The following is a 19199-nucleotide window of genomic DNA, read 5'->3' as shown; positions in this document are numbered from 1 at the left end:
CGGAAATAGTCGGCTTTTGATGTAGTCAGGCTATGAGGAGGGACAAATCACTCATAGCCAGTTTCTATTTCGAAATGACAAGTTTGGTTTAAAAGCTGCGTTTAGTTTATTGGAACACATCATCTTTAGATAAACGTAAGATACTATGTTAAACAGACACTTGTCTTAACGCTCGATAGGTAGAGAGTGGTCAGCACCCCATTCGGTCCAAGAACCGTCGTACACCGACAGATTGTCTAGACCAATTTGATACGCCGCGAGTAATAAAATGCATGCGGTTACACCGGAACCGCAACTAAAAATAATCGAATTGTCACTATCTATCGTTAGTGCGCTAAATATCTGTTGCAACTCTGAGTTTGGTTTAATGTGACCGTTGGTCAAGAGTTCTTGAAACGGTAAGCAAACCGAATTTGGAATGTGACCACTACGTAGACCTTCTCGTGGCTCAGGCACTTCACCAAGGAATCGTGCTTTGGCTCTGGCATCGATGATGTTGGCACTTTTATTGGTTGAATGAGCAAGAACATCTTGTGCACTCAAAAAGGCATTTTGGTTGAGCTTACCCGCAAAGTTACCTCTTTCGCTTGGTTGCGATAGGGTACTTTCGGCAGGGAGTCCTGCTTCAATCCAAGCTGGAAGACCGCCATTTAAGACTCGGACATTGTCATGCCCCATGGCTTTGAACATCCACCAAGCTCTTGGTGCCGCTAAAGTGCCTGAGTTGTCATAAACCACAATCAAGTCTTCGTTGTTCAAACCGAGTTGTTGCGCACTTTGGTTGAAGCCTTCTTCTGTTGGCATCATATGCGGTAGGGAGGAGCCGGGTAAGCAAAAGTCATTGTCGTAATCAAAGCGTAAAGTATTTGGAATCCACTTATCTTGAATCTTTTTACCTTCAGAAGGGATTTGAAACGCAATACTAGCGTCGAGGAGCTTGACGTTAGGTTGGCCGAGAAGGCTATTGAGTTCATCAGTACTAATCAGTGCTTGCATTGTCTTTAGTTTGCTAGGTGGATAATCTTACTGTTTTACAACAAAAAAATCGCATGTTCAAAAGAACGATGCGATTTTTAAGTTAAAGATTGAAGATTTGTTCTGAAAGACAGCTTTCGATTTACCCAGTTACATGGTCCAAGTGTTGTCTCCAGAAGTAATCACTTTCTGAATTGGGTCACTACCGTCATAGAACCAAATTTCAACAAGTAGGCTACCTTGGCTATCAGAAACATTAAAGTCGACATTTGCTGTACCATTGTTGAGTGGAACCGATGCGACTTTGCTTGGGTATTTTGCATCGTAGTTACCTGAACTGTTCTCGACAAACTCTTTGTACACGCTTAGGTGTGCTCGTTGTGAAGAGAAACCACTGATGTCTACATTGAGCGTACCTTCCGTCACTGGGTTGTAGCTAAAGCCATCTGGTACTACTAGATCCTGCATGGTTGCATCTTCCACTGTTACCGTTGTCTCTTCTTCAGTAGTTTCTTCCTGCTGGGTAGTATCTTCCTCTGGCACGGTGGTTTGGGTTGGTGGAGGTGGTGTACTGTTACCACCTCCGCCGCCACCGCCTCCGCCACAAGCTGTTAGTGCTAATCCCATGATGATTGTGATAAGTGCTTTCATAATGTTATCTCCCTATGGAATGTAGCATTTGTTAGGTGTTGGAGTGGTGTGCCAATCTGTGCTTAGTTCGCCACCAGACTCAGCCCAAGTTTGGAATTGAGGGTATGCATCGACCATGTCTACACGCTCTAGCGGCCAATCCCAATCCTCTACTATCAACAGTGCCCAAGGTAAGTTGTTTGCTGTTTTGAAGTACACACCTTGTGCAGGGTCACTTGCATCGACGCCGACACCGAAGAGGTTTTGGTCATCAAACTGTTCTGTTGGTGCTTGGTCTGCTAAGTGAACCTCCCATTTACGACCTGGTTGGAAGGTAATCCCGTCACCATGGTAAGTCCCCGGCGTTGCGAAGATGAACGGGTCGTATGGCATGGCTTGAATGGCTGAACGGTCAGAGCCTTCGGTGAAGTACACATTCAAGGTAAAGGTGAGTGAAACGTTATCATCACAGCCAGACTCGGTACGGAAGTAGCTACAGCTGCTAGCCGCGTGTGTGCTTAAGTCTTCACTGATGATGAAAATTGCTTCATCAGAAATACTTTCCAAACCATTAGATGCTTGTTCTACACCATTGAAGGATAGCGTTGTTAATCCGTTTTCAATCGAGCTTCTCAATACACCCGGTAGTCGGATTGCGAAGCCATTTTTGTAACTTGCGCCGTAGGCCGCTAGGTCACCTGTAATCTGGATATTCTCAACATGACCAGCAAGACTGGTTTCAGTGATGCGGAATTTCACGACCACATCGTTCATGTCGTAGTCTGCGGTGTATGGCCAGTTATCTTCGTAAGCCACGGTGGCGTAATCTTCTGCACTCGGGAAATACTCCACTGAGTAACCATTACCAGTGATGGTAATTGGGTAATCTTCCACCTCACCAGACGTCGAACCACCATCGTAGTTTAATCCGGTTTGTTGGCTAAAGCGGAATCGGCTCCAGCTAGACCCTTCCGTTGCAGCGGTTGAAACTACAAACGGTAGGGGATTATTACCCGCAGACAGTAATTGGTCGGTAAAGACTTGCTCACCTTCATCATCAAAGTCACCATCGCGGTTCCAGTCAAACCATGCTGATAGGTAGCCAGAAGTAGAAGCTGTCACATTCACAATTGAGCTTAAGCCTGGATCAAGTGCGGATACAAAACCAACACCATCTTCATCGGCTGTGCCCACAGAGTTATCGTTTGCCTGTCCGTCGGCATCACCATCTGGAGCAACAGAGCCAAGCCAAGTTGCACCGTCCACTTCGTGGCGAGGACCGTTTGACGCAAGCGTGGTGTGGTAGCTGTCTGGAGCATCACCAAAATCAATTGGCTCGTCTTCGTTAATCACCGGAGCATTTGCACAACGTGCACCGTCATTTTGGCTTGAGCTTGGACCGTTGGATACAAACTCAACCGCAGGAACGATACCTGCTGCGATATTGGCTGCGTTACCTTCCGAAAGGTCAACGCGATAGATTTTGCCATCTTGGTTACGTGACACGTAGTAGTTGCCGTTTACATCGAAGTAGCCAGCACCAAATGTGCCTTTCTCACCTGTGTCACCTATCGCAGTTGCGCTACCATTTGATGGGTTGAACTGATATAGCACACCAGAGTTGTTGTCGATGCCGTAAAGGGAGCCATCACCTGGATGGAATGCAAAGTCGGTTAGGTTCACAGTCGCTGTTGAGCTGATTTTCACGATGCTCAATGTCGCATTTGGATCAGAATCGAGCGGAGAAAGGTCAATGGAGAAAAGTCCTTTGCCTTTGCGGTACAAGTAGTAGACGTGGTTGTAAACGTCACCTACGTAAAACGTGTGGTCGGTAGGAAGACCCGAAACATCAAGTGTCTCTGCTTGGAAGTCTTGACCAAGACGAACAATCTTTTTGTTTGTGGTGTCGTAGCCGTAGATATAACGGTCAGTGAAGTTAAAGCCTACACCGTTGATGCCCGAAGCCAAACCTGTGTCGTCCTCTAAAAGAGTCGTAGAGCCTGTAACCAAATTGACGCCATAGATTTGAACCGGGGTTGATTGGAACAGGTATGCTTGGCTTGGGCACGTATCAAATGCCGCCGCTTGTGCGTAAGCGCTCGCTATTAGAGACCCAAGTAGTAGTGATGTCCTTTTCATAATTCGCCCTCTCATTGGTTCGTGATATATGCAATGAAAGGAATGTGCCAACTTTTAACTTGTTGAATTTTATGGAGTTAATATTTGTAAGAAGAAGGGTTTTAAATCTGATTGTCAAAATGAGAAAAAAGCCCAACATCGAGTTGGGCTTTTTGGGAATGATTAGAGGTTTAGAGCTAACTACAAACCGGGCAGGTGGGCATTTTCATCAGATTCATTTCTCGCCAAGACATACTGAGCGCGTCCAAAATCAGAATTTTACCTTTCTTAGGTTGACCGTAATCAGCAATCACTTTGATCGCTTCCATCGCTTGTACCGCGCCAACAATACCTACAACAGGCGCCATGACTCCGGCTTCGACACAACTTAACGCACCGCTGCCGAAGAGGGCACTTAAGCACTGGTAACATGGTTGCGCTGGGTCATCATAAGTAAACACACTCACTTGACCTTCCATGCGAATGGCCGCGCCTGAAATTAGCGGTGTTTTGGTGGCAAAACATAGGCGGTTAAGTTGATTGCGCGTATCGACGTTATCTGATGCATCGACAACAATAGTGTGTTGCTTAATCAGGCTTTCTAACGTTGTATCATCAAGACGTTTTGCGATGGTATCTACGATAATGTGCGGGTTAAGTTCGCGTAGTGCATCGGCCGCCGAGTCTACCTTCTTACGACCAATATCCGCATCGTGGTGTAGCACTTGGCGCTGAAGGTTAGACAGCTCGACGATATCATCATCAATCAGCGTGATTTTACCGACACCAGCCGTTGCCAAATATTGGCTTGATGCGCAGCCTAAACCGCCAGCACCAAGCATTAATACCGATGCTTGTTTGAGTGCTTCTTGCCCTTCAAAGTCAAACTGACGAAGAATGATTTGGCGGTTGTAACGCAGCATTTCCTGATCGGAAAGAATATCCACAACGTCTTCCTAGTAAAGGGTTGAGTTGAATAGTTGAATCTGAACCGTTTCGCCCACTTCAACTCGGCCGCGTTCACGTTCCAATACAACAAAACAGTTCGCTAGGCTCATTGAGCGGAATGCTCCAGAGCTTTGGTTACCCGTTGTTTCAACCACAAACTTGCCATCTTCTAATGTGTAGATACCACGTTGGTAATCGGTACGACCTGGCGCTTTCTTAAAGGCGGTTTTGGTTGTTGCAGGAATAGACTCGGGTGCTTTCCATTCGGTGTGGCCTGCAAGTTTTGCCAGCATTGGTTGAACAAGCACGTACATAGTAAGAACTGCAGAAACAGGGTTACCCGGCAGACCACAGAACCAAGCTGTACTTAGCTTACCAAATGCGAAAGGTTTACCCGGCTTGATTGCTAGCTTCCAGAAACCGATTTCACCAAGTTCTTCAAGAATGTCTTTGGTGTAATCCGCTTCGCCTACACTGACACCGCCTGAGGTCACAACCACATCTGCCAATGTCTGCGCTTGTTCAAAGGTTGCTTTTAGAGTCTCTGGGCAATCTGGAATGATGCCAAGATCAACGGCTTCACAACCGAAGTTCTCGATAAGCGGTTTAATACCGTAACGGTTGCTGTCGTAGATCTGACCTTCGTCTAGCGGCTCGCCCAGTGGTTTAAGTTCATCACCTGTAGAGAAGAAAGCAACTTTTGGTTTACGTACTACTGTCACGTGGCTAACACCTAGAGACGCAATCATCGGAATATCGCGAGGTGTTAAACGTGCGCCTTTTGCCAGTACGATGTCACCTTGTTTGATGTCGTCACCTGTTGGGCGGATGTTGTTTTGTGGCTTCACGTCGGTTTGGTTGAACTGAATGCCAGCATCTGTTACTTCAGTGTTTTCTTGCATGATAACGGCATCACAACCCTGTGGGATTTTTGCGCCAGTCATGATGCGAACACAGGTACCTTGAGGCCATTCACCTTCAAAAGGTTGTCCTGCAAATGATTTACCTGCCAGAGGCAATACAGAAGATGACTCAAGATCTTGAATGCGAATAGCGTAGCCATCCATTGCTGAGTTATCGAATGGCGGTACGTGAATAGGAGACAGGATGTCTTCTGCCAGTACAAAACCGAGTGCTTCAGCAAGTGGAAGAGAAAGCGTTGTTTGGATAGGTTTGATTCGCGATAGCATTTTGTCCATCGCTTCTTCAATTGGCATCAAGCCAGGTGCGTCGCAGCAGCCCATTGAGAAAATCCTGTGTTCTTTTGTTTTGTGGCAACTTTACCATAAAAGGGGACTGAGTAAGAATGTCCACCTATAAAATATGGGTGTAATTATTCAAAAATCCGAGTATCCTTGTCAGCCATCCAAAAGGGGTAAAAAACCTGCGGAGCTCAAGAAAATCAGCTCAGTACCTTCATCTGATGTGACTTGGTGTAAAGACACGAACTGAGCAACTCAAAGCGAAAAGTATGAATGCAATTTTGATTGGGTTTGTACGAAGGCTGAAGTAAAACAAAAGAGGAAGTGGAATGTCAGGTCTTAGCGAGTCAGCGAAGTTAGTAAAAGAAGCGCTAGAGCAACGCGGTTTGGAAACGCCAATGCGTCCAAACAACGTAAGTCGTGAAGAGAAGAAAGAGAAGATCGAACACCACATGCGTGAGATCTTAGGTCTGCTTCAACTTGACCTCACTGACGATAGCCTAGAAGAAACCCCTCACCGCATTGCTAAGATGTACGTTGACGAAATCTTCTCTGGTCTGGATTACTCCAACTTTCCTAAAATCACGGTGATTGAGAACAAGATGAACGTGAGCGAGATGGTTCGCGTGAAGGACATCACGGTGACCAGCACTTGTGAACACCACCTTGTGACCATTGATGGCAAGGCTGCAGTGGCTTACATTCCACGTGGCAAGATCATTGGCCTATCAAAGATCAACCGTATCGTTCGCTTCTTTGCCCAGCGTCCACAAGTTCAAGAGCGTATGACTCAGCAAATTCTTGTTGCACTTCAAACGTTGCTTGAGTCCGATGATGTGGCAGTGACGATTGACGCAACACACTACTGCGTGAAATCTCGCGGTGTGATGGATGCAACCAGCGAAACCACGACAACAGCATTGGGCGGTATCTTCAAAAGCAACCCAGCAACGCGTGCCGAGTTTCTGCACGGTTTACGTTAGGTAACCAAGCACTATTCTAAGAGGATGGCAAACGCCATCCTTTTTTATGCTTGTTTAGAAAATGACTTCATGATTTCTGGCCAATACATTTTGACGTAACCTGCCGATACCCAAACAACCAATACAGTCGCGATACTGAGCTCTAGAAAACCAAAGTCGTGTAGCCAGTGCCAGTGAGGGTGCGATTCGGCAAAAAAAGAGGTTAAGCGATGCATTGCGATGGCGCTGATCACGGAAGGAAAGGTTACTGCCGCGATAGAAGGTTGAAACTTCAAGCGAAGTAAGCGGAAGTAACATAAGTAGATCAATAACGTCATAGTGATGGCGATCCCGGCCAATGCGCCTGTCAGTATCGGATCTGGTAAGGGAAAGTTCACCAAGTATGCTGCTAATGACAAGTTTACCGGCGCGGCCATAATCGCGAGGGTCGGTCTTGCTCGCCTTGGTAGAGAGCCGAAAAACACTAAACGATACAACACGAGTGGCAGCATGAAGAAATAAATGCCGATGCACATCATCGCTAACGTTTCGGAGAATAAGTTGTGACCTAGTTGAGAACCGGCTAGTGAACTACTGATCAGCCCCACCGGATAAAGAAACCAACTCGGTACGATATTGGACATTTTGAAGTTCATTAGCTGAAAGCTAAAAAACAGCACCATCATAGTAAAATGCAGCAAAAGCGCCATAAACCAAAGTGGATAAGCGATGATAGGTGCTACAGCGGCAAGATAATCTGCAAGGATCAGTAACGCCATACTCATTGGTGCCATTAAACTACCACTCAGTGGGTGACGAATGTCGACCATGAATAATCGTGGATTCGCGGCATATTTTATGAGTACAGGGGCGAGTAAAAGTGCGCCGAGTGACGCCAAAAATGGGCGTATCGGTTCACCAATCTCAGGAACATAGAGTGCCCAAGCTTGCCCTAAACCTATCATACCTAGTGCCAACGCGGCTTGAGACGGCGGGACACTATAAAACTGCACAAGTCTTCTCCAGTTCAAATCTACTCCATTTGATTTTTGCCTGAATGAAACAAAACATGACGATTTGGATGAAATGCTCTATTTAGGTAGCGAATACTAACAAGTATGGAGAGGGGTTTCTCATGAAAGGTGGTGAGCAAATATCAGAGAATGATAATTTTGTGAGTTTGGTATCGAATATTTGGGAAAAGATGCAAAAATGCAGAGTTTATCGCTCCAAACCCTTCGATAGTCTGGAGCGAAGTGATAACAAAGAGAATGTTATGTTGATTGATTCTCCGGTAGATCCTGTTGGCGTAACTTTTCGTTTTTGATTGTGCGATGCAGCAGCTGGCTGTAAATAGGTTGTCCACCCAACAATTGAGCAATAATCACAGCGCCCAAACAAGTAATGATCAATGGCAGGATTAAGTAGTAGTTATTCGTCATTTCAATCACTAACAGAATACCAGTAATCGGTGCACGTACCGTTGCAGCAAACAGGGCCCCCATGCCCGCAATCGCAAATACACCAGGCTCGATATCAAGCGCAGGGAGCAAGACATCAGCACTTGATCCGAACGCATAGCCAAATAAGGTTCCCAGAGCAAGCATAGGTGCAAAGATGCCTCCCGGCGCACCAGAACCAAAACAGAGCAGGGTTGTAATTACACGACCAAAGAAAAGCAAAACTAAAATGGATACCGAGTAGTTACCGTTAGTAATGTCAGGAATAAGGCCGATACCACCACCAGTTAGTTGGGGTACGTACAAAAGAAGCAAGCCAAACACGCCTCCCAGTAACGAACCTACAATCAAGTAGCGCTTACGATCGTTTTTGTGAATTGCGACAAAACTGTCTTGTGCTACGGTAATCAGTTTATTGAAGATCACGCCAAACACGCCAAACAATGCGCCAAGCAATAAAAACAGCCATAGGGCTTGAAGCTCTGGCGACTGGTATTGCGGCATAGTGATAACGGCGTCTTGCCCGTTGATGGCGCGAAACACTATGTTCGCCATAATGGCAGAAATGATCACTGCGCGAATTGAGATCAAAGAGTAGCGAAACTGAGGTCGCATTTCCTCCACAACAAACATAATGCCTGCGAGTGGGGCATTAAAGGCCGCAGCCAAACCGCCAGCAGCACCAGAAGCGAGCAGGGAGTGGCGGGTATCGTCATCCTTTACCCGGAATATATCGGTCACCATTCGACCAACAGCACCACCCATTTGAACGGTTGGGCCTTCACGACCAAGCACCATACCAGAGCCAAGTGCGCCCATGCCGCCGAAGAATTTTACTGGTAGCACGCGCCACCAGCGCACTGGACGAATATTATCCATTGCCCCTTCGATTTCAGGAATACCAGAGCCTGCCGCTTCTGGCGCAAAGCGGTGCACAAGAAAATAGCCAATAAAAGCTAAAAGTGCGCTAATGAGAACCGCTGCCAGCCACAATGGTAGAACATTACCAATTTCGCTTCTTAACCATTCTGTTCGTGTTTCAGAAACGAAATGAACGGCAAGCTCGAAATACGTACCGACAAAACCAGCCAACGTACCCACAATGGCGGCCATAATGAGAACAGAAAATGATGTTGACCCTCGAGAGACAAACTGGTTAATCGCATCTTTCGGTACGTGCGCCAACACAGATTTCACAATTCTCTCGCGTTTGGTCATTAAAAAGCTCTCCTGTTGCTGGGGGGAAGGGACGAAAGAAAGTATACGCTTCGCAGAGTCTAGACCTAATCAATAAAGATGCAATTTAGCTTTTCACTATTGAGTGTTCGAAGTGTCGCGATATTATTCATTCACTCAGATTGTGCTATTGCTCTCATAATTTAGGATAAAAAACTTGTTTTTTGAGAAAAATGAACCATGCTTTAAATGTAAAGCAACATGACTGCTTCAGAAGGAGGGATGTGAGGTTTTACACACAATTTGGATGGATTCAAACCCTACGGTAAGTCCTCGTTTTATGTTCGGGATGCATCAATAGACATCGCCGATTCGCACACTCACGATTGAGTAACGAGGTAGAGGCGCACGAACATGTGCGCCTTCTTAATTTCTGCGTTATAACTTTCATCACCATAACTTTCATCGCCACCTGCCACTATTTTTCTCTTGAACATTTTCTTGCAGTTAGTAATGTCTTGGTTCGATGTCAACCAACTAGAGCAGTGCATGCGCTTTTATCTTCGACTCTTACTTTCTTTATGTTGTTGTTCGGTAACGTTTCCGGCACTTTCAACGCCGAGCTGGTGGCAAGACACGTTGTCAGCAATGCCATATTCCAATTTAAAAGAACGTATAGAAAAAAGTGGAAGCTGGTATGGTTGCGAAGTGCAGTTGCGAGACAACTCAACGTTTATCAGCGCATTTTGTTTGGATGATTTTTCGTACTACCAGCAGCACTTGTATGGTGAAGTGATTTTGAGAAGAGAAAGTGCTCAGTTCTCGTTTCTCACTGAATACGAGTGGCAGCGTCTGAATGACTTACTTCTCAACTTAAGAAAGGATGGGTTAGTTTTACGCAGAGTTACTATCGGACAAGAACACTATGATGTCGTTGAAGCTCTGGAAAAGAAATCTTCCGAACTTGTCGATAAAGAAGTTGTTTTGTTGATGAACCGCTATCCACAAGAAACGATTCGAAGTTTGCTTTGGGTAAAGCCGGACGAGTTTCTGACGCCATCACCGTCCTTAAATGTGCACTTGCGCAGTGATGGCGAAATTATCGAGGTCAAAGTGACTCGTTTTTAGATTCTTTATGGAGAGATAGGAAGGTCGCCATTGCAGATTCATCCAAAAAACCATCCGATTTTTTGTGAGCGCGCAGGTATTGATATCCTGCAATTAGCTTGCGGTGTAGCTCTTCTGCATCGTCTGACAACGGCTGATTCATAACGTGTTGAAAGGCAAGTTTGTACGCATCCATATCCACGACTTCAGCACGGCGATATAAATAACCGCATCCCGTTGCTAACCATTCGAGAGAGCAATTGGCGCGCATTGCAATTTGATTTGCTTTAGTTAGGCTAGGTTCACTGCCTTTAAGGTATTTGCGTATTAAAGCTTCAGACACATCGACGCGTCGAGCGAACCCGCTGATGCTTTCTTCTCCGATCAGGGTGGCTAGGCGTTGGGCAAAAGACATATTTCGTACTCCAGTTCGAATTGCGAAAGTTTACCCGTTGAGCCGGTACGAAAACAAGACTACGATGAATGCAGATCAATTGAAGGAGAAAACCCATGGTTGCAAAAGTAGTAACTGCACCAAAAGGCCCAGAGTTCTCAGAGCTGGTTCAAGGATATTGGCGTGCAGTTGAGTGGGGAATGACGGCTCAAGAGCGTTTGTCATTTCTTAAGCAACACATTGAGTTAGGCATTACGACAGTCGATCACGCCGACATCTACGGTAATTACGAGTGTGAGGCGTTGTTTGGTGAAGCGTTAGCTTTAGACAAGAGTGTTCGTGAGCAAATTCAGATCGTGACGAAATGCGACATCAATTTGTGTGGCGATAAAACGCCAGAGCGTAAGATCAATCACTACGACACGAGCTCAGCACATATCTACCAATCGGTGAACAACTCGCTAGAACGTTTGAATGTGGATGAAATCGACGTACTTTTAATTCATCGTCCTGACGTGTTAATGGATGCAGACGAGGTTGCAGAAGCATTTTCTGAGCTTCATAAAGTCGGCAAAGTGAAGCACTTTGGCGTGTCTAACTTCACTCCACGCCAGTTTGAACTGCTGCAATCTCGCTTAGGTAAGCCGTTGGTTACTAACCAAGTGGAAATCAACCCACTTAACTTTGAGGTTGCTCACGATGGAACGCTTGACCAAATGCAAATGTTGCGTACGCGACCAATGGCTTGGTCTTGCCTCGGTGGAGGTTCAATTTTTAGTGGTGACAGTGAGCAAGCTGTTCGTGTCCGTAACGAATTAGAAGCAATTCGTGAAGAAGTGGGCGCAGCGAGTATTGACCAAGTAATTTATGCCTGGGTACGTCGTTTGCCATCTAACCCTATTCCAATCATTGGCTCTGGTAAAATCGAGCGTGTGCAAACTGCAGTTAATGCATTGAACATCGAACTTACTCGAGAGCAATGGTATCGCGTATGGGTGGCTTCTAAAGGTCATGGTGTGCCATAGAATTGATATCTTATCGATGAAATTGTTATTAAAGGCATCCTCTAGCAGGGTGCCTTTTTAGTTTTAGCGCGTTACTGTTTACCCATTATGGAAATGGAAAGAATGAAATTCGAGCAAAAATGGGCTTTGGATGTTAGCTGCAACTTTTTGCTTACTTTGGGTGGAGGAGTTTTACCCATGTTTGTTTTATGTCACTAAACAGCGAATGTGATGCTTGCTTTTTAGTCATTTTGTTCACTCATTCATTCATATTGCGTATGCTTATTGAATAATAAAGAAATAAAAAACTCGTCAGTTTTCTCGTATTACATGCTGTAACAATCTGTTAGACTCCGGCGCAGATTGTGGAATATAAAAAGGTGATTGAATGTCTTTTCCCGTACTCATCTGTGATGATTCAGCGTTAGCACGCAAACAGATGGCGAGATCACTACCAGCCACATTGAATGCCGATATTACGTTTGCTATCCACGGAAAAAACGCGCTAGAAGAACTCGAAAAAAACGAGTTTAAATTGATGTTTCTTGATTTGACCATGCCAGAAATGGATGGCTTTGAAACACTAGAGCACATGCAACGGTTGGGGGATAAAACTCCGGTGGTTGTTGTGTCGGGGGATATCCAACCTAAAGCGAAAGAGCGCGTGTTCGCACTGGGTGCAAAAGCGTTTATTCAAAAACCGATCGCCAAAGATGAACTCAAGAAGGCGCTTAAAGAGTTGGTCGAGCCAGAACCTCGTCCTCAAATTATCACGCCTGTCTCTATTGAGTTACCGATTTTACGTCGTCGCGATATTTACATGGAAGTGGCTAACGTTTCAATTGGTCGAGCAGCCGATGCATTGGCGCGTCACTTTGATGTGTTTGTGCAACTACCTCTGCCGAACGTCAATATCTTTGAAGTGAGCGAACTTCACATGGCCCTACGCGACTTGGCGTCGCATGACAACGTATCGGGTGTTTGTCAGGGATTTTGTGGCGAAGGTATTGCTGGCGAAGCGCTAGTGATTTTGAGTGATTCAAGCGTATCTGATCTCAAAAAGTTGATGAAAGTACCAGCAGACAGCGAAGAGCTAGAAGAGCTTGAGCTGCTAATGGATATTTCTAATATTTTGGTGGGGTCGTTCTTAAATGGTTTAGGCGAGCAGTCTGAAGTCCGATTCTTCCAAAGTCCACCAGTACTCCTTGGTCAGCATATCTCAATTGACTCGATCATTGAATCTACAACTGGAGCATTCAGCCGCACGATGACATTCGAAGTGAGCTACAACATTGAAGGAACGTCGATTCGTTGTGACTTGTTGTTTATGTTTGTGGATGAATCCTTGCCGCTGCTTGATAACAAACTGTCTTATCTAATGGAGGAGTTCTAATGTTGAATATGCCAGCAGAGTTTGAACAATTCCATTGGATGGTGGATATGGTACAAAACGTTGACATGGGCTTAGTGGTCATTGATCGAGATTACAATGTACAGGTCTGGAATGGGTTTATGACTCATCACAGTGGTTTGCAGTCTCATGATGCGATAGGTCGTTCTATATTTGATATCTTCCCTGAAATCCCACAGGAGTGGTTTAAATTAAAAACAAAACCAGTGTATGACCTAGGCTGTCGCAGCTTCATCACATGGCGACAACGACCTTACTTATTCTGCTGTCGCAATGTTCGACCAGTTACGCAGCAAGCGGAGTTTATGTACCAGAATGTTACGTTGAACCCAATGCGCACACCGACTGGAAAAATCAACTCGTTGTTTTTGTCTATACAAGACGCGACGGCTGAAGCTCTGATGTCTCAGAAACAATAGCGATAAAAAACTTTCTCAAAAGCCAAGGTCCGCCTTGGCTTTTTTGTATACTTATAATTGTGTTTCCCAATGCGTAGAACGTGAATATGGACTTTAATCTCGCCCTAAAACTCTACACCGCAGAGCAAGTAAAAAACGGTGAAACGCTGGCTGCGCAAATGGCTGGTGTTTCTATGTATAGCTTAATGCAACGCGCTGGTATGGCCGTGTATGAGCGCTTTTTACATCTGTATCCTAAATCAAAAAATATCTTAGTGATTTGCGGTAAAGGGAATAACGGTGGCGATGGTTACGTATTTGCATCTCTTGCGAAACAAGCTCAACTCAATGTACATGTTTTCCAAATTGGTGATGTATCTGTGCTAAAAGGTGATGCTTTGCGCGCATACCAAGACTGGCAGTCAATCGACGGTGTTAACAATGATTGGGATGAATGGAATACCGCATTGCTAGAAGCAGATGTGATCATCGATGCCATGTTAGGCACTGGTTTAAGCGGTGAGGTTCGTTCGGAGTATCGTCGCTATATTGACCAAATTAATCAAATTCATACCCCTGTGATTGCAGTCGACGTTCCTTCTGGTCTGTGTGCTAATACAGGTGCAGTTTTAGGTGATGCTATTCGTGCCGAGCATACTGTAACCTTCATTGGGGTTAAGCAAGGCTTATGCACTGGACAAGCGAGAGATCGAGTTGGCGAGCTCTACTTTTGTGGTTTAGGCGTCAATACTAAGTTTGATACTATCGAAGTAGAAAGTGCATTAGGTATTGATCATCAGGTTGTTTCAAGATTAATGCCCAAGCCAAATCCAACGGTCCATAAAGGTGACAACGGGAAGTTGCTTTGTGTTGGTGGCAATCAAGGGATGTCTGGGGCGATTCGTTTATGTTCCTCCGCAGCGATTAGAGCCGGAGCGGGTTTAACTGCCGCAATTACTCACACGAGTAGCCTTATTCCACTGCAGGTTGGTTGCCCAGAAGTAATGAGCCAGAGCATCACCACTGACTTGCTCAGGGATACTGAGAACGACTTAACTAAACGCATACGCTGGGCTGACGTATTCGTGTTTGGTCCTGGCTTTGGAGATGATGAGTGGGCTTATCAAGCCTATCAATATCTGGCTCAAGAGCAGAAACCTAAAGTTGTTGATGCTGATGGCCTCAATATTCTAGCGATGCTGAGCCAGCGATGCGATGGCACTCTGGTGTACGACAACCATCGAGTGATCACGCCGCATCCTGGAGAGGCTGCTCGACTACTAAATGTAACCATTCAACAAATAGAAAGTGACCGATACTCTGCTGCAAGACAACTGCAAGAGCGTTATGGCGGTGTAGTGGTTTTAAAAGGCGCGGGGACACTTATTTACGATGGAACGAGAATGTACGTCTGTCTAGCGGGTAACGCCGGAATGGCGACGGGGGGAATGGGAGATGTGTTATCTGGAGTCATTGGTGCATTACTAGCCAAAGGTTTACCAATTTCTGTTGCCGCACGTTTAGGTGTGGTACTTCACAGTCATGCTGCTGATATAAACGTGAGTCAGAATGGTCAAATTGGTCTTTTGGCAAGTGATGTCGTTAGCACTCTTCGTACCGCTATCACCCAAGAGCTCTATCGAAATTAATTAGATTTCATGCATTGCTGAGAAAATTGGTCGATTTTTTTGAGTACTTTTTTACGAATTAGCAGGGCATCTTAGTATTAGGTGATTGAGTTTTAGGCAGGTTTGAGAGGTGATGCGTTTTAATTTTTAAGATATGACGCAAAGGTTTGCGCAATAGGTTAACTCAAGTGCTTTCTCAAGTTGTTGATAGTTATAAATAATAAGAGGTTTTGGTGACTTGGGGAGCGTTTTTGATATGCGATTTTCAAGATGGTATCACAAAAAAAATTCAAATATCAGACTTGTAGGAAATAAATCACAGCCTATAATGCTGAAAACCGGAGCGTCTGCCAACGCTCCGGTTTTTTTGTGTCCGAAGAACAGTGAACTCGTCTGCCAACGAAATCACTACACACTCTGGAATGACACATATACATATGAATCAAGGAATTACACAATGCGTATCGAACAAGAACTTAAGTTAGGTTTTAAAGATGTACTGTTTCGCCCGAAACGTTCTACCCTTAAGAGCCGTTCTCAAGTAAATTTAACCCGCTATTTTACATTCAAGCATAGTGGTCGTCAATGGTCTGGTGTGCCAGTAATCGCAGCAAACATGGATTCGGTTGGTAGCTTTGCAATGGCTAAAGCGCTGGCTGAGCATGGTGTAATGACCGCTGTTCACAAACATTACACGGTAGAAGATTGGGCTGAGTTTGCTAAATCAGCAGATAAAGTAACCATGAATAACGTTATGGTGTCTACGGGAACATCTGACGCAGACTTCCAAAAAACCAAAGACATCATGGCGCTTTCAGATGAATTTATTTTCATTTGTATCGACATTGCTAATGGTTACTCAGAGCATTTGGTCGAGTATGTTGAACGCGTGCGAGCTGAGTTCCCAGACAAGGTCATTTCTGCAGGCAACGTGGTTACTGGTGATATGTGTGAAGAGCTAATCCTAGCTGGTGCAGACATCGTTAAAGTGGGTATCGGCCCAGGCTCTGTATGTACAACTCGTGTAAAAACGGGTGTTGGTTACCCGCAGCTTTCTGCAATCATCGAGTGTGGTGATGCAGCGCACGGCCTTGGTGGCATGATCGTCGGTGACGGTGGTTGTTCTTGTGCGGGTGACGTAGCGAAAGCATTCGGTGGTGGCGCGGATTTCGTAATGCTAGGCGGGATGCTAGCGGGTCACGAAGAGTCAGGCGGCGAAGTGATCGAGAAAGACGGCGAGAAGTTCATGAAATTCTATGGCATGTCGTCGAAGAGCGCGATGGATAAGCACTCAGGTGGTGTCGCTGGCTACCGTGCGGCCGAAGGTAAAACCGTATTATTGCCATACCGTGGTAGCGTTCACGGCACTATTCAAGACATCCTTGGCGGCGTTCGCTCAACATGTACATACGTAGGTGCAGCAAAGCTTAAAGAGCTAACCAAGCGTACTACATTCATCCGCGTTCAAGAACAAGAGAACAACGTGTTCGGTAAAGAGTAAATCGACTGTATGTAACAAGTGTAAAAGCAACCATACGTTATATCTATAGCAGATAAAACTATACTATATGCAGCTATGAGCCAGAGTGAGATTGATTTCTTACTCTGGCTTTTTGCTTCTCATTTGTTTGCGCTTCAAAATTAACTCTAAGCGATTTTAATAGTTGGTCGAGATTCGACTTGTTCAAACGGTAATGATGTTGTAACTGGCATGAGCTGTAAAACGCTTGAAATCTGACAGTCTCTATTTAACCCAATATAGTCTTTGACATTAGCGACTCGCCAAGTCATGTCTCCGTAAGTACGCAGATAGAACGCGGGTGATTGATGACTGTTATGTCTAATAACGCTCCATTGGGTAATATCACTAAAAAAGACTTCAGGGTTATCGGATGTCTCAAACTCATTCGCCATGATGCCCAAAGGTATATCAACGCGATTAAGTAGCTTTTGTCCGAGTGAGAAGGCTTCGTCGAAGTTAGTTGGTTGTTCGCTTAACTGCTTAATTGCATAGGTTTGTACAAATCGAGACGGCGGTGTTGGGTCGGCGGGTAGACCCATCAAGCCAGCGCCATTGATTGATTGAAGTGGGCCAGGCACTTGGACATGACGTTGCATGGTTGCTTCATTGTTCGGTTCTGGGTTGTAGTTGCGCAAATTGGAAAAATAAGAGAGGTGATTGACATGCCAATGGTAATTTGGGCAGTTAGTCATTACTCCAACGTAGGAGTGGTCCACAACCACTTTATAATCATCAAAGTCGTATTCGGTACATTGATAGCGTGCTTGCTGATTTTCCTCTTTGCTGAACATATCGCTTTCTTTGAATGCTCGATAGATATGCATATTACCGTTAAGAAACTCAATGACGGCACTGTCATTATTTGCATCGTGAATCACGAAATGCTGGTCCAAAGCCATGTTGTCACTCTCTGTTTCACCAGTTGAAATAGTCGAGTTAAACACGTAAACGGGGTGGGTGGTGAAGTAGGTCACCATCTCGTCCACAGTATTAAACGTAGACAAGATAAAAGTACCAAACAGGCCGCTGCCTAATGCAAAGGCATCATCAGGGATGTGAGAGGTCGATACATTTTGATTGAGAATGGGCAAGTACAGTGACCCAACAGAAAGGCCAGATTCATTAATGCCATCAGCTGTTAAAAGAGGGTTATTATACCGGGTAATGGCGTTGCAGTGTATGAAGCTCAACTCTCCCTGCCAATTTGCTCGAAACTCACATTCTTTACTGTGACGTTTTGGCGGCTGACCATTGAAAACACGGTCGGCTTTTCCGTCGGAAGTAAAGGTCGTAATTTGGTAAGTTTGTTGGGCTCTAAACCAAATCTCGGTCTGAAGGTTAACTGCAAACTCCATGGTTCTAGCGGATAAGGTTTGGTTGTTGCAACCATAATTGATATTAACATCTGTACACATAGCCATGCTTTCCGTTGTTTATCTTGAATGATGAATATCCAAGAAACCCTCTGAATCAAATGCTTAGAGATTACGTGGATATAGATGAATTGCGCTTTAGTAATGGTTTTAGCCATTGAGATAAGCGCATGCTATTAAGTTAAGCATTCAATCAAAAAACGTCAGTAGCAGTTTAGTATCAGTTGATAGAGTTAAAATAAAAAGTGATGTATTAAGTAAAACTCTTTGATCTTAGAAATTAATAATATATTTATTTTTTCAATCTTGGTTACTCTAGATTTAAAGTTTATTTTAAAAGTGATTTGTATTTATTCGATTATCTTGCAGTGGTGATATAAAGTGAGAACATAAAGTTAACAATTTCAGATTGTGATTGAAAATGGGGAGAGTCTTCAATCCAAATACCGAGAAATGAAACTGCCCGAGAAGTTGTGCAACTGTCTCGGGCGAAGTGATGAATCAGGTGAGCAGCTATAAAGTTTTCTCACAAGAACCGCTAAGTGGTGGAGATATTTTTAAATTATCATTAAAGATTTCTACAACGACGGGGCCTTTATTTTCATCTTTTGCATAGTATGCACAGGACTTGTCCCCAGTATAGGTTTTACCTGCCTTTTTGAAACTGTAATACCAGGAGTCATGGGTAGCGGCACCGGATTCAAAACTAGCAGATTCAGATTGTTCGCCAATATTCAAGTCGAAATGAACCTCCATTTCCGGAGAGTCTTTAAATCTCACATATCCGGTGATTTTATCGTTGGAGTTATTTTTAACGTAAAATGAACCCTTAGTTGTCATAATTTTTCCTCTTTTTTAATTTCTATACGTGATAGAACGGCCAAATGACGT

17 protein-coding genes are annotated in these 19199 nt (G+C 44.7%); 7 read left to right on the top strand and 10 right to left on the bottom strand.

Going from position 1 to position 19199, the window contains the following annotated elements; genetic code table 11:
* Positions 1–165 precede the first annotated feature (165 nt).
* From R7M92_RS02180 to moeA, 5 genes are all read right to left on the bottom strand, one after another.
* Positions 166–996, bottom strand: coding sequence for a sulfurtransferase (locus R7M92_RS02180; RefSeq protein WP_318132592.1), 831 nt, complete (start codon positions 994–996; stop codon positions 166–168).
* A 129-nt stretch (positions 997–1125) separates the two neighbouring features.
* Entirely contained in the window at positions 1126–1626 is a 501-nt protein-coding gene (locus R7M92_RS02175; RefSeq protein ID WP_137282758.1) for a hypothetical protein, read from the bottom strand.
* A gap of 12 nt (positions 1627–1638) precedes the next feature.
* Positions 1639–3744, bottom strand: coding sequence for an LruC domain-containing protein (locus tag R7M92_RS02170; RefSeq protein ID WP_318116673.1), 2106 nt, complete (start codon positions 3742–3744; stop codon positions 1639–1641).
* Positions 3745–3920: 176 nt separating this feature from the next.
* Positions 3921–4670, bottom strand: coding sequence for a molybdopterin-synthase adenylyltransferase MoeB (moeB, locus tag R7M92_RS02165; RefSeq protein WP_172563737.1), 750 nt, complete (start codon positions 4668–4670; stop codon positions 3921–3923).
* 9 nt (positions 4671–4679) lie between these two features.
* Entirely contained in the window at positions 4680–5915 is a 1236-nt protein-coding gene (moeA, locus tag R7M92_RS02160; protein WP_017635208.1) for a molybdopterin molybdotransferase MoeA, read from the bottom strand.
* Positions 5916–6202: 287 nt separating this feature from the next.
* On the opposite strand from moeA, the gene folE reads away from it, so the two are divergent.
* Entirely contained in the window at positions 6203–6856 is a 654-nt protein-coding gene (gene folE / locus R7M92_RS02155; RefSeq protein ID WP_005373478.1) for a GTP cyclohydrolase I FolE, read from the top strand.
* Between the two features lie 44 nt (positions 6857–6900).
* Here folE and R7M92_RS02150 read toward each other — a convergent pair whose 3' ends face one another.
* The gene (locus R7M92_RS02150) at positions 6901–7848 is read right to left on the bottom strand and encodes a TDT family transporter (protein WP_005373475.1); all 948 of its coding nucleotides are present in this window, start codon (positions 7846–7848) and stop codon (positions 6901–6903) included.
* Positions 7849–8109: 261 nt separating this feature from the next.
* Positions 8110–9513, bottom strand: coding sequence for a H(+)/Cl(-) exchange transporter ClcA (gene clcA, locus R7M92_RS02145; RefSeq protein WP_017635209.1), 1404 nt, complete (start codon positions 9511–9513; stop codon positions 8110–8112).
* 471 nt (positions 9514–9984) lie between these two features.
* Between clcA and R7M92_RS02140 the strand changes: the two genes are divergently transcribed.
* Complete coding sequence (locus R7M92_RS02140; RefSeq protein ID WP_318132591.1) at positions 9985–10599, top strand: hypothetical protein; 615 nt, start codon at positions 9985–9987, stop codon at positions 10597–10599.
* Here R7M92_RS02140 and R7M92_RS02135 read toward each other — a convergent pair.
* Complete coding sequence (locus R7M92_RS02135; protein ID WP_005387686.1) at positions 10580–10993, bottom strand: helix-turn-helix domain-containing protein; 414 nt, start codon at positions 10991–10993, stop codon at positions 10580–10582. The genes R7M92_RS02140 and R7M92_RS02135 overlap by 20 nt on opposite strands.
* A gap of 95 nt (positions 10994–11088) precedes the next feature.
* Here R7M92_RS02135 and R7M92_RS02130 point away from each other — a divergent pair, with 95 nt between their 5' ends.
* The 5 genes from R7M92_RS02130 to R7M92_RS02110 all read left to right on the top strand — a co-directional run bounded on the left by R7M92_RS02130 (position 11089) and on the right by R7M92_RS02110 (position 16914).
* A complete protein-coding gene (locus R7M92_RS02130; RefSeq protein ID WP_005387688.1) occupies positions 11089–11997 on the top strand; it encodes an aldo/keto reductase in 909 nt (302 codons plus the stop codon).
* 367 nt (positions 11998–12364) lie between these two features.
* Positions 12365–13369: a response regulator gene (locus tag R7M92_RS02125; protein WP_005373466.1), complete on the top strand. Its 1005-nt coding sequence runs from the start codon at positions 12365–12367 to the stop codon at positions 13367–13369.
* Positions 13369–13806 (top strand): PAS domain-containing protein, encoded by a 438-nt coding sequence (locus tag R7M92_RS02120; protein WP_318132589.1) that lies wholly within the window; start codon positions 13369–13371, stop codon positions 13804–13806. Before R7M92_RS02125 ends, R7M92_RS02120 begins: the two co-directional genes overlap by 1 nt.
* A gap of 86 nt (positions 13807–13892) precedes the next feature.
* A complete protein-coding gene (locus R7M92_RS02115; protein ID WP_318132587.1) occupies positions 13893–15434 on the top strand; it encodes an NAD(P)H-hydrate dehydratase in 1542 nt (513 codons plus the stop codon).
* Positions 15435–15870: 436 nt separating this feature from the next.
* Positions 15871–16914 (top strand): GMP reductase, encoded by a 1044-nt coding sequence (locus tag R7M92_RS02110; RefSeq protein WP_318132585.1) that lies wholly within the window; start codon positions 15871–15873, stop codon positions 16912–16914.
* 146 nt (positions 16915–17060) lie between these two features.
* Here the strand turns inward: R7M92_RS02110 and R7M92_RS02105 are convergent, their stop codons facing one another.
* The gene (locus tag R7M92_RS02105) at positions 17061–18350 is read right to left on the bottom strand and encodes a linear amide C-N hydrolase (RefSeq protein ID WP_017635214.1); all 1290 of its coding nucleotides are present in this window, start codon (positions 18348–18350) and stop codon (positions 17061–17063) included.
* 471 nt (positions 18351–18821) lie between these two features.
* A complete protein-coding gene (locus R7M92_RS02100) occupies positions 18822–19148 on the bottom strand; it encodes a hypothetical protein (RefSeq protein ID WP_005373454.1) in 327 nt (108 codons plus the stop codon).
* Positions 19149–19199 lie beyond the last annotated feature (51 nt).

Origin of the sequence: Vibrio sp. Vb2880 (genome assembly GCF_033337975.1) — a bacterium.
GTDB classification, from domain to species: domain Bacteria; phylum Pseudomonadota; class Gammaproteobacteria; order Enterobacterales; family Vibrionaceae; genus Vibrio; species Vibrio alginolyticus.
The sequence above is the reverse complement of the archived record's forward strand: the minus strand, read 5'-3'. Positions and strand labels throughout refer to the sequence as shown.

What these genes read in the sequence shown, in the direction of transcription:
- R7M92_RS02180 (WP_318132592.1), bottom strand. Translation starts at nt 996, where the DNA reads ATGCAAGCACTGATTAGTACTGATGAACTCAATAGCCTTCTCGGCCAA.
- R7M92_RS02130 (WP_005387688.1), top strand. Translation starts at nt 11,089, where the DNA reads ATGGTTGCAAAAGTAGTAACTGCACCAAAAGGCCCAGAGTTCTCAGAG.
- R7M92_RS02175 (WP_137282758.1), bottom strand. Translation starts at nt 1,626, where the DNA reads ATGAAAGCACTTATCACAATCATCATGGGATTAGCACTAACAGCTTGT.
- R7M92_RS02170 (WP_318116673.1), bottom strand. Translation starts at nt 3,744, where the DNA reads ATGAAAAGGACATCACTACTACTTGGGTCTCTAATAGCGAGCGCTTAC.
- R7M92_RS02110 (WP_318132585.1), top strand. Translation starts at nt 15,871, where the DNA reads ATGCGTATCGAACAAGAACTTAAGTTAGGTTTTAAAGATGTACTGTTT.
- R7M92_RS02120 (WP_318132589.1), top strand. Translation starts at nt 13,369, where the DNA reads ATGTTGAATATGCCAGCAGAGTTTGAACAATTCCATTGGATGGTGGAT.
- R7M92_RS02105 (WP_017635214.1), bottom strand. Translation starts at nt 18,350, where the DNA reads ATGTGTACAGATGTTAATATCAATTATGGTTGCAACAACCAAACCTTA.
- moeA (WP_017635208.1), bottom strand. Translation starts at nt 5,915, where the DNA reads ATGGGCTGCTGCGACGCACCTGGCTTGATGCCAATTGAAGAAGCGATG.
- R7M92_RS02100 (WP_005373454.1), bottom strand. Translation starts at nt 19,148, where the DNA reads ATGACAACTAAGGGTTCATTTTACGTTAAAAATAACTCCAACGATAAA.
- R7M92_RS02140 (WP_318132591.1), top strand. Translation starts at nt 9,985, where the DNA reads ATGTCTTGGTTCGATGTCAACCAACTAGAGCAGTGCATGCGCTTTTAT.
- R7M92_RS02115 (WP_318132587.1), top strand. Translation starts at nt 13,893, where the DNA reads ATGGACTTTAATCTCGCCCTAAAACTCTACACCGCAGAGCAAGTAAAA.
- R7M92_RS02125 (WP_005373466.1), top strand. Translation starts at nt 12,365, where the DNA reads ATGTCTTTTCCCGTACTCATCTGTGATGATTCAGCGTTAGCACGCAAA.
- clcA (WP_017635209.1), bottom strand. Translation starts at nt 9,513, where the DNA reads ATGACCAAACGCGAGAGAATTGTGAAATCTGTGTTGGCGCACGTACCG.
- folE (WP_005373478.1), top strand. Translation starts at nt 6,203, where the DNA reads ATGTCAGGTCTTAGCGAGTCAGCGAAGTTAGTAAAAGAAGCGCTAGAG.
- R7M92_RS02135 (WP_005387686.1), bottom strand. Translation starts at nt 10,993, where the DNA reads ATGTCTTTTGCCCAACGCCTAGCCACCCTGATCGGAGAAGAAAGCATC.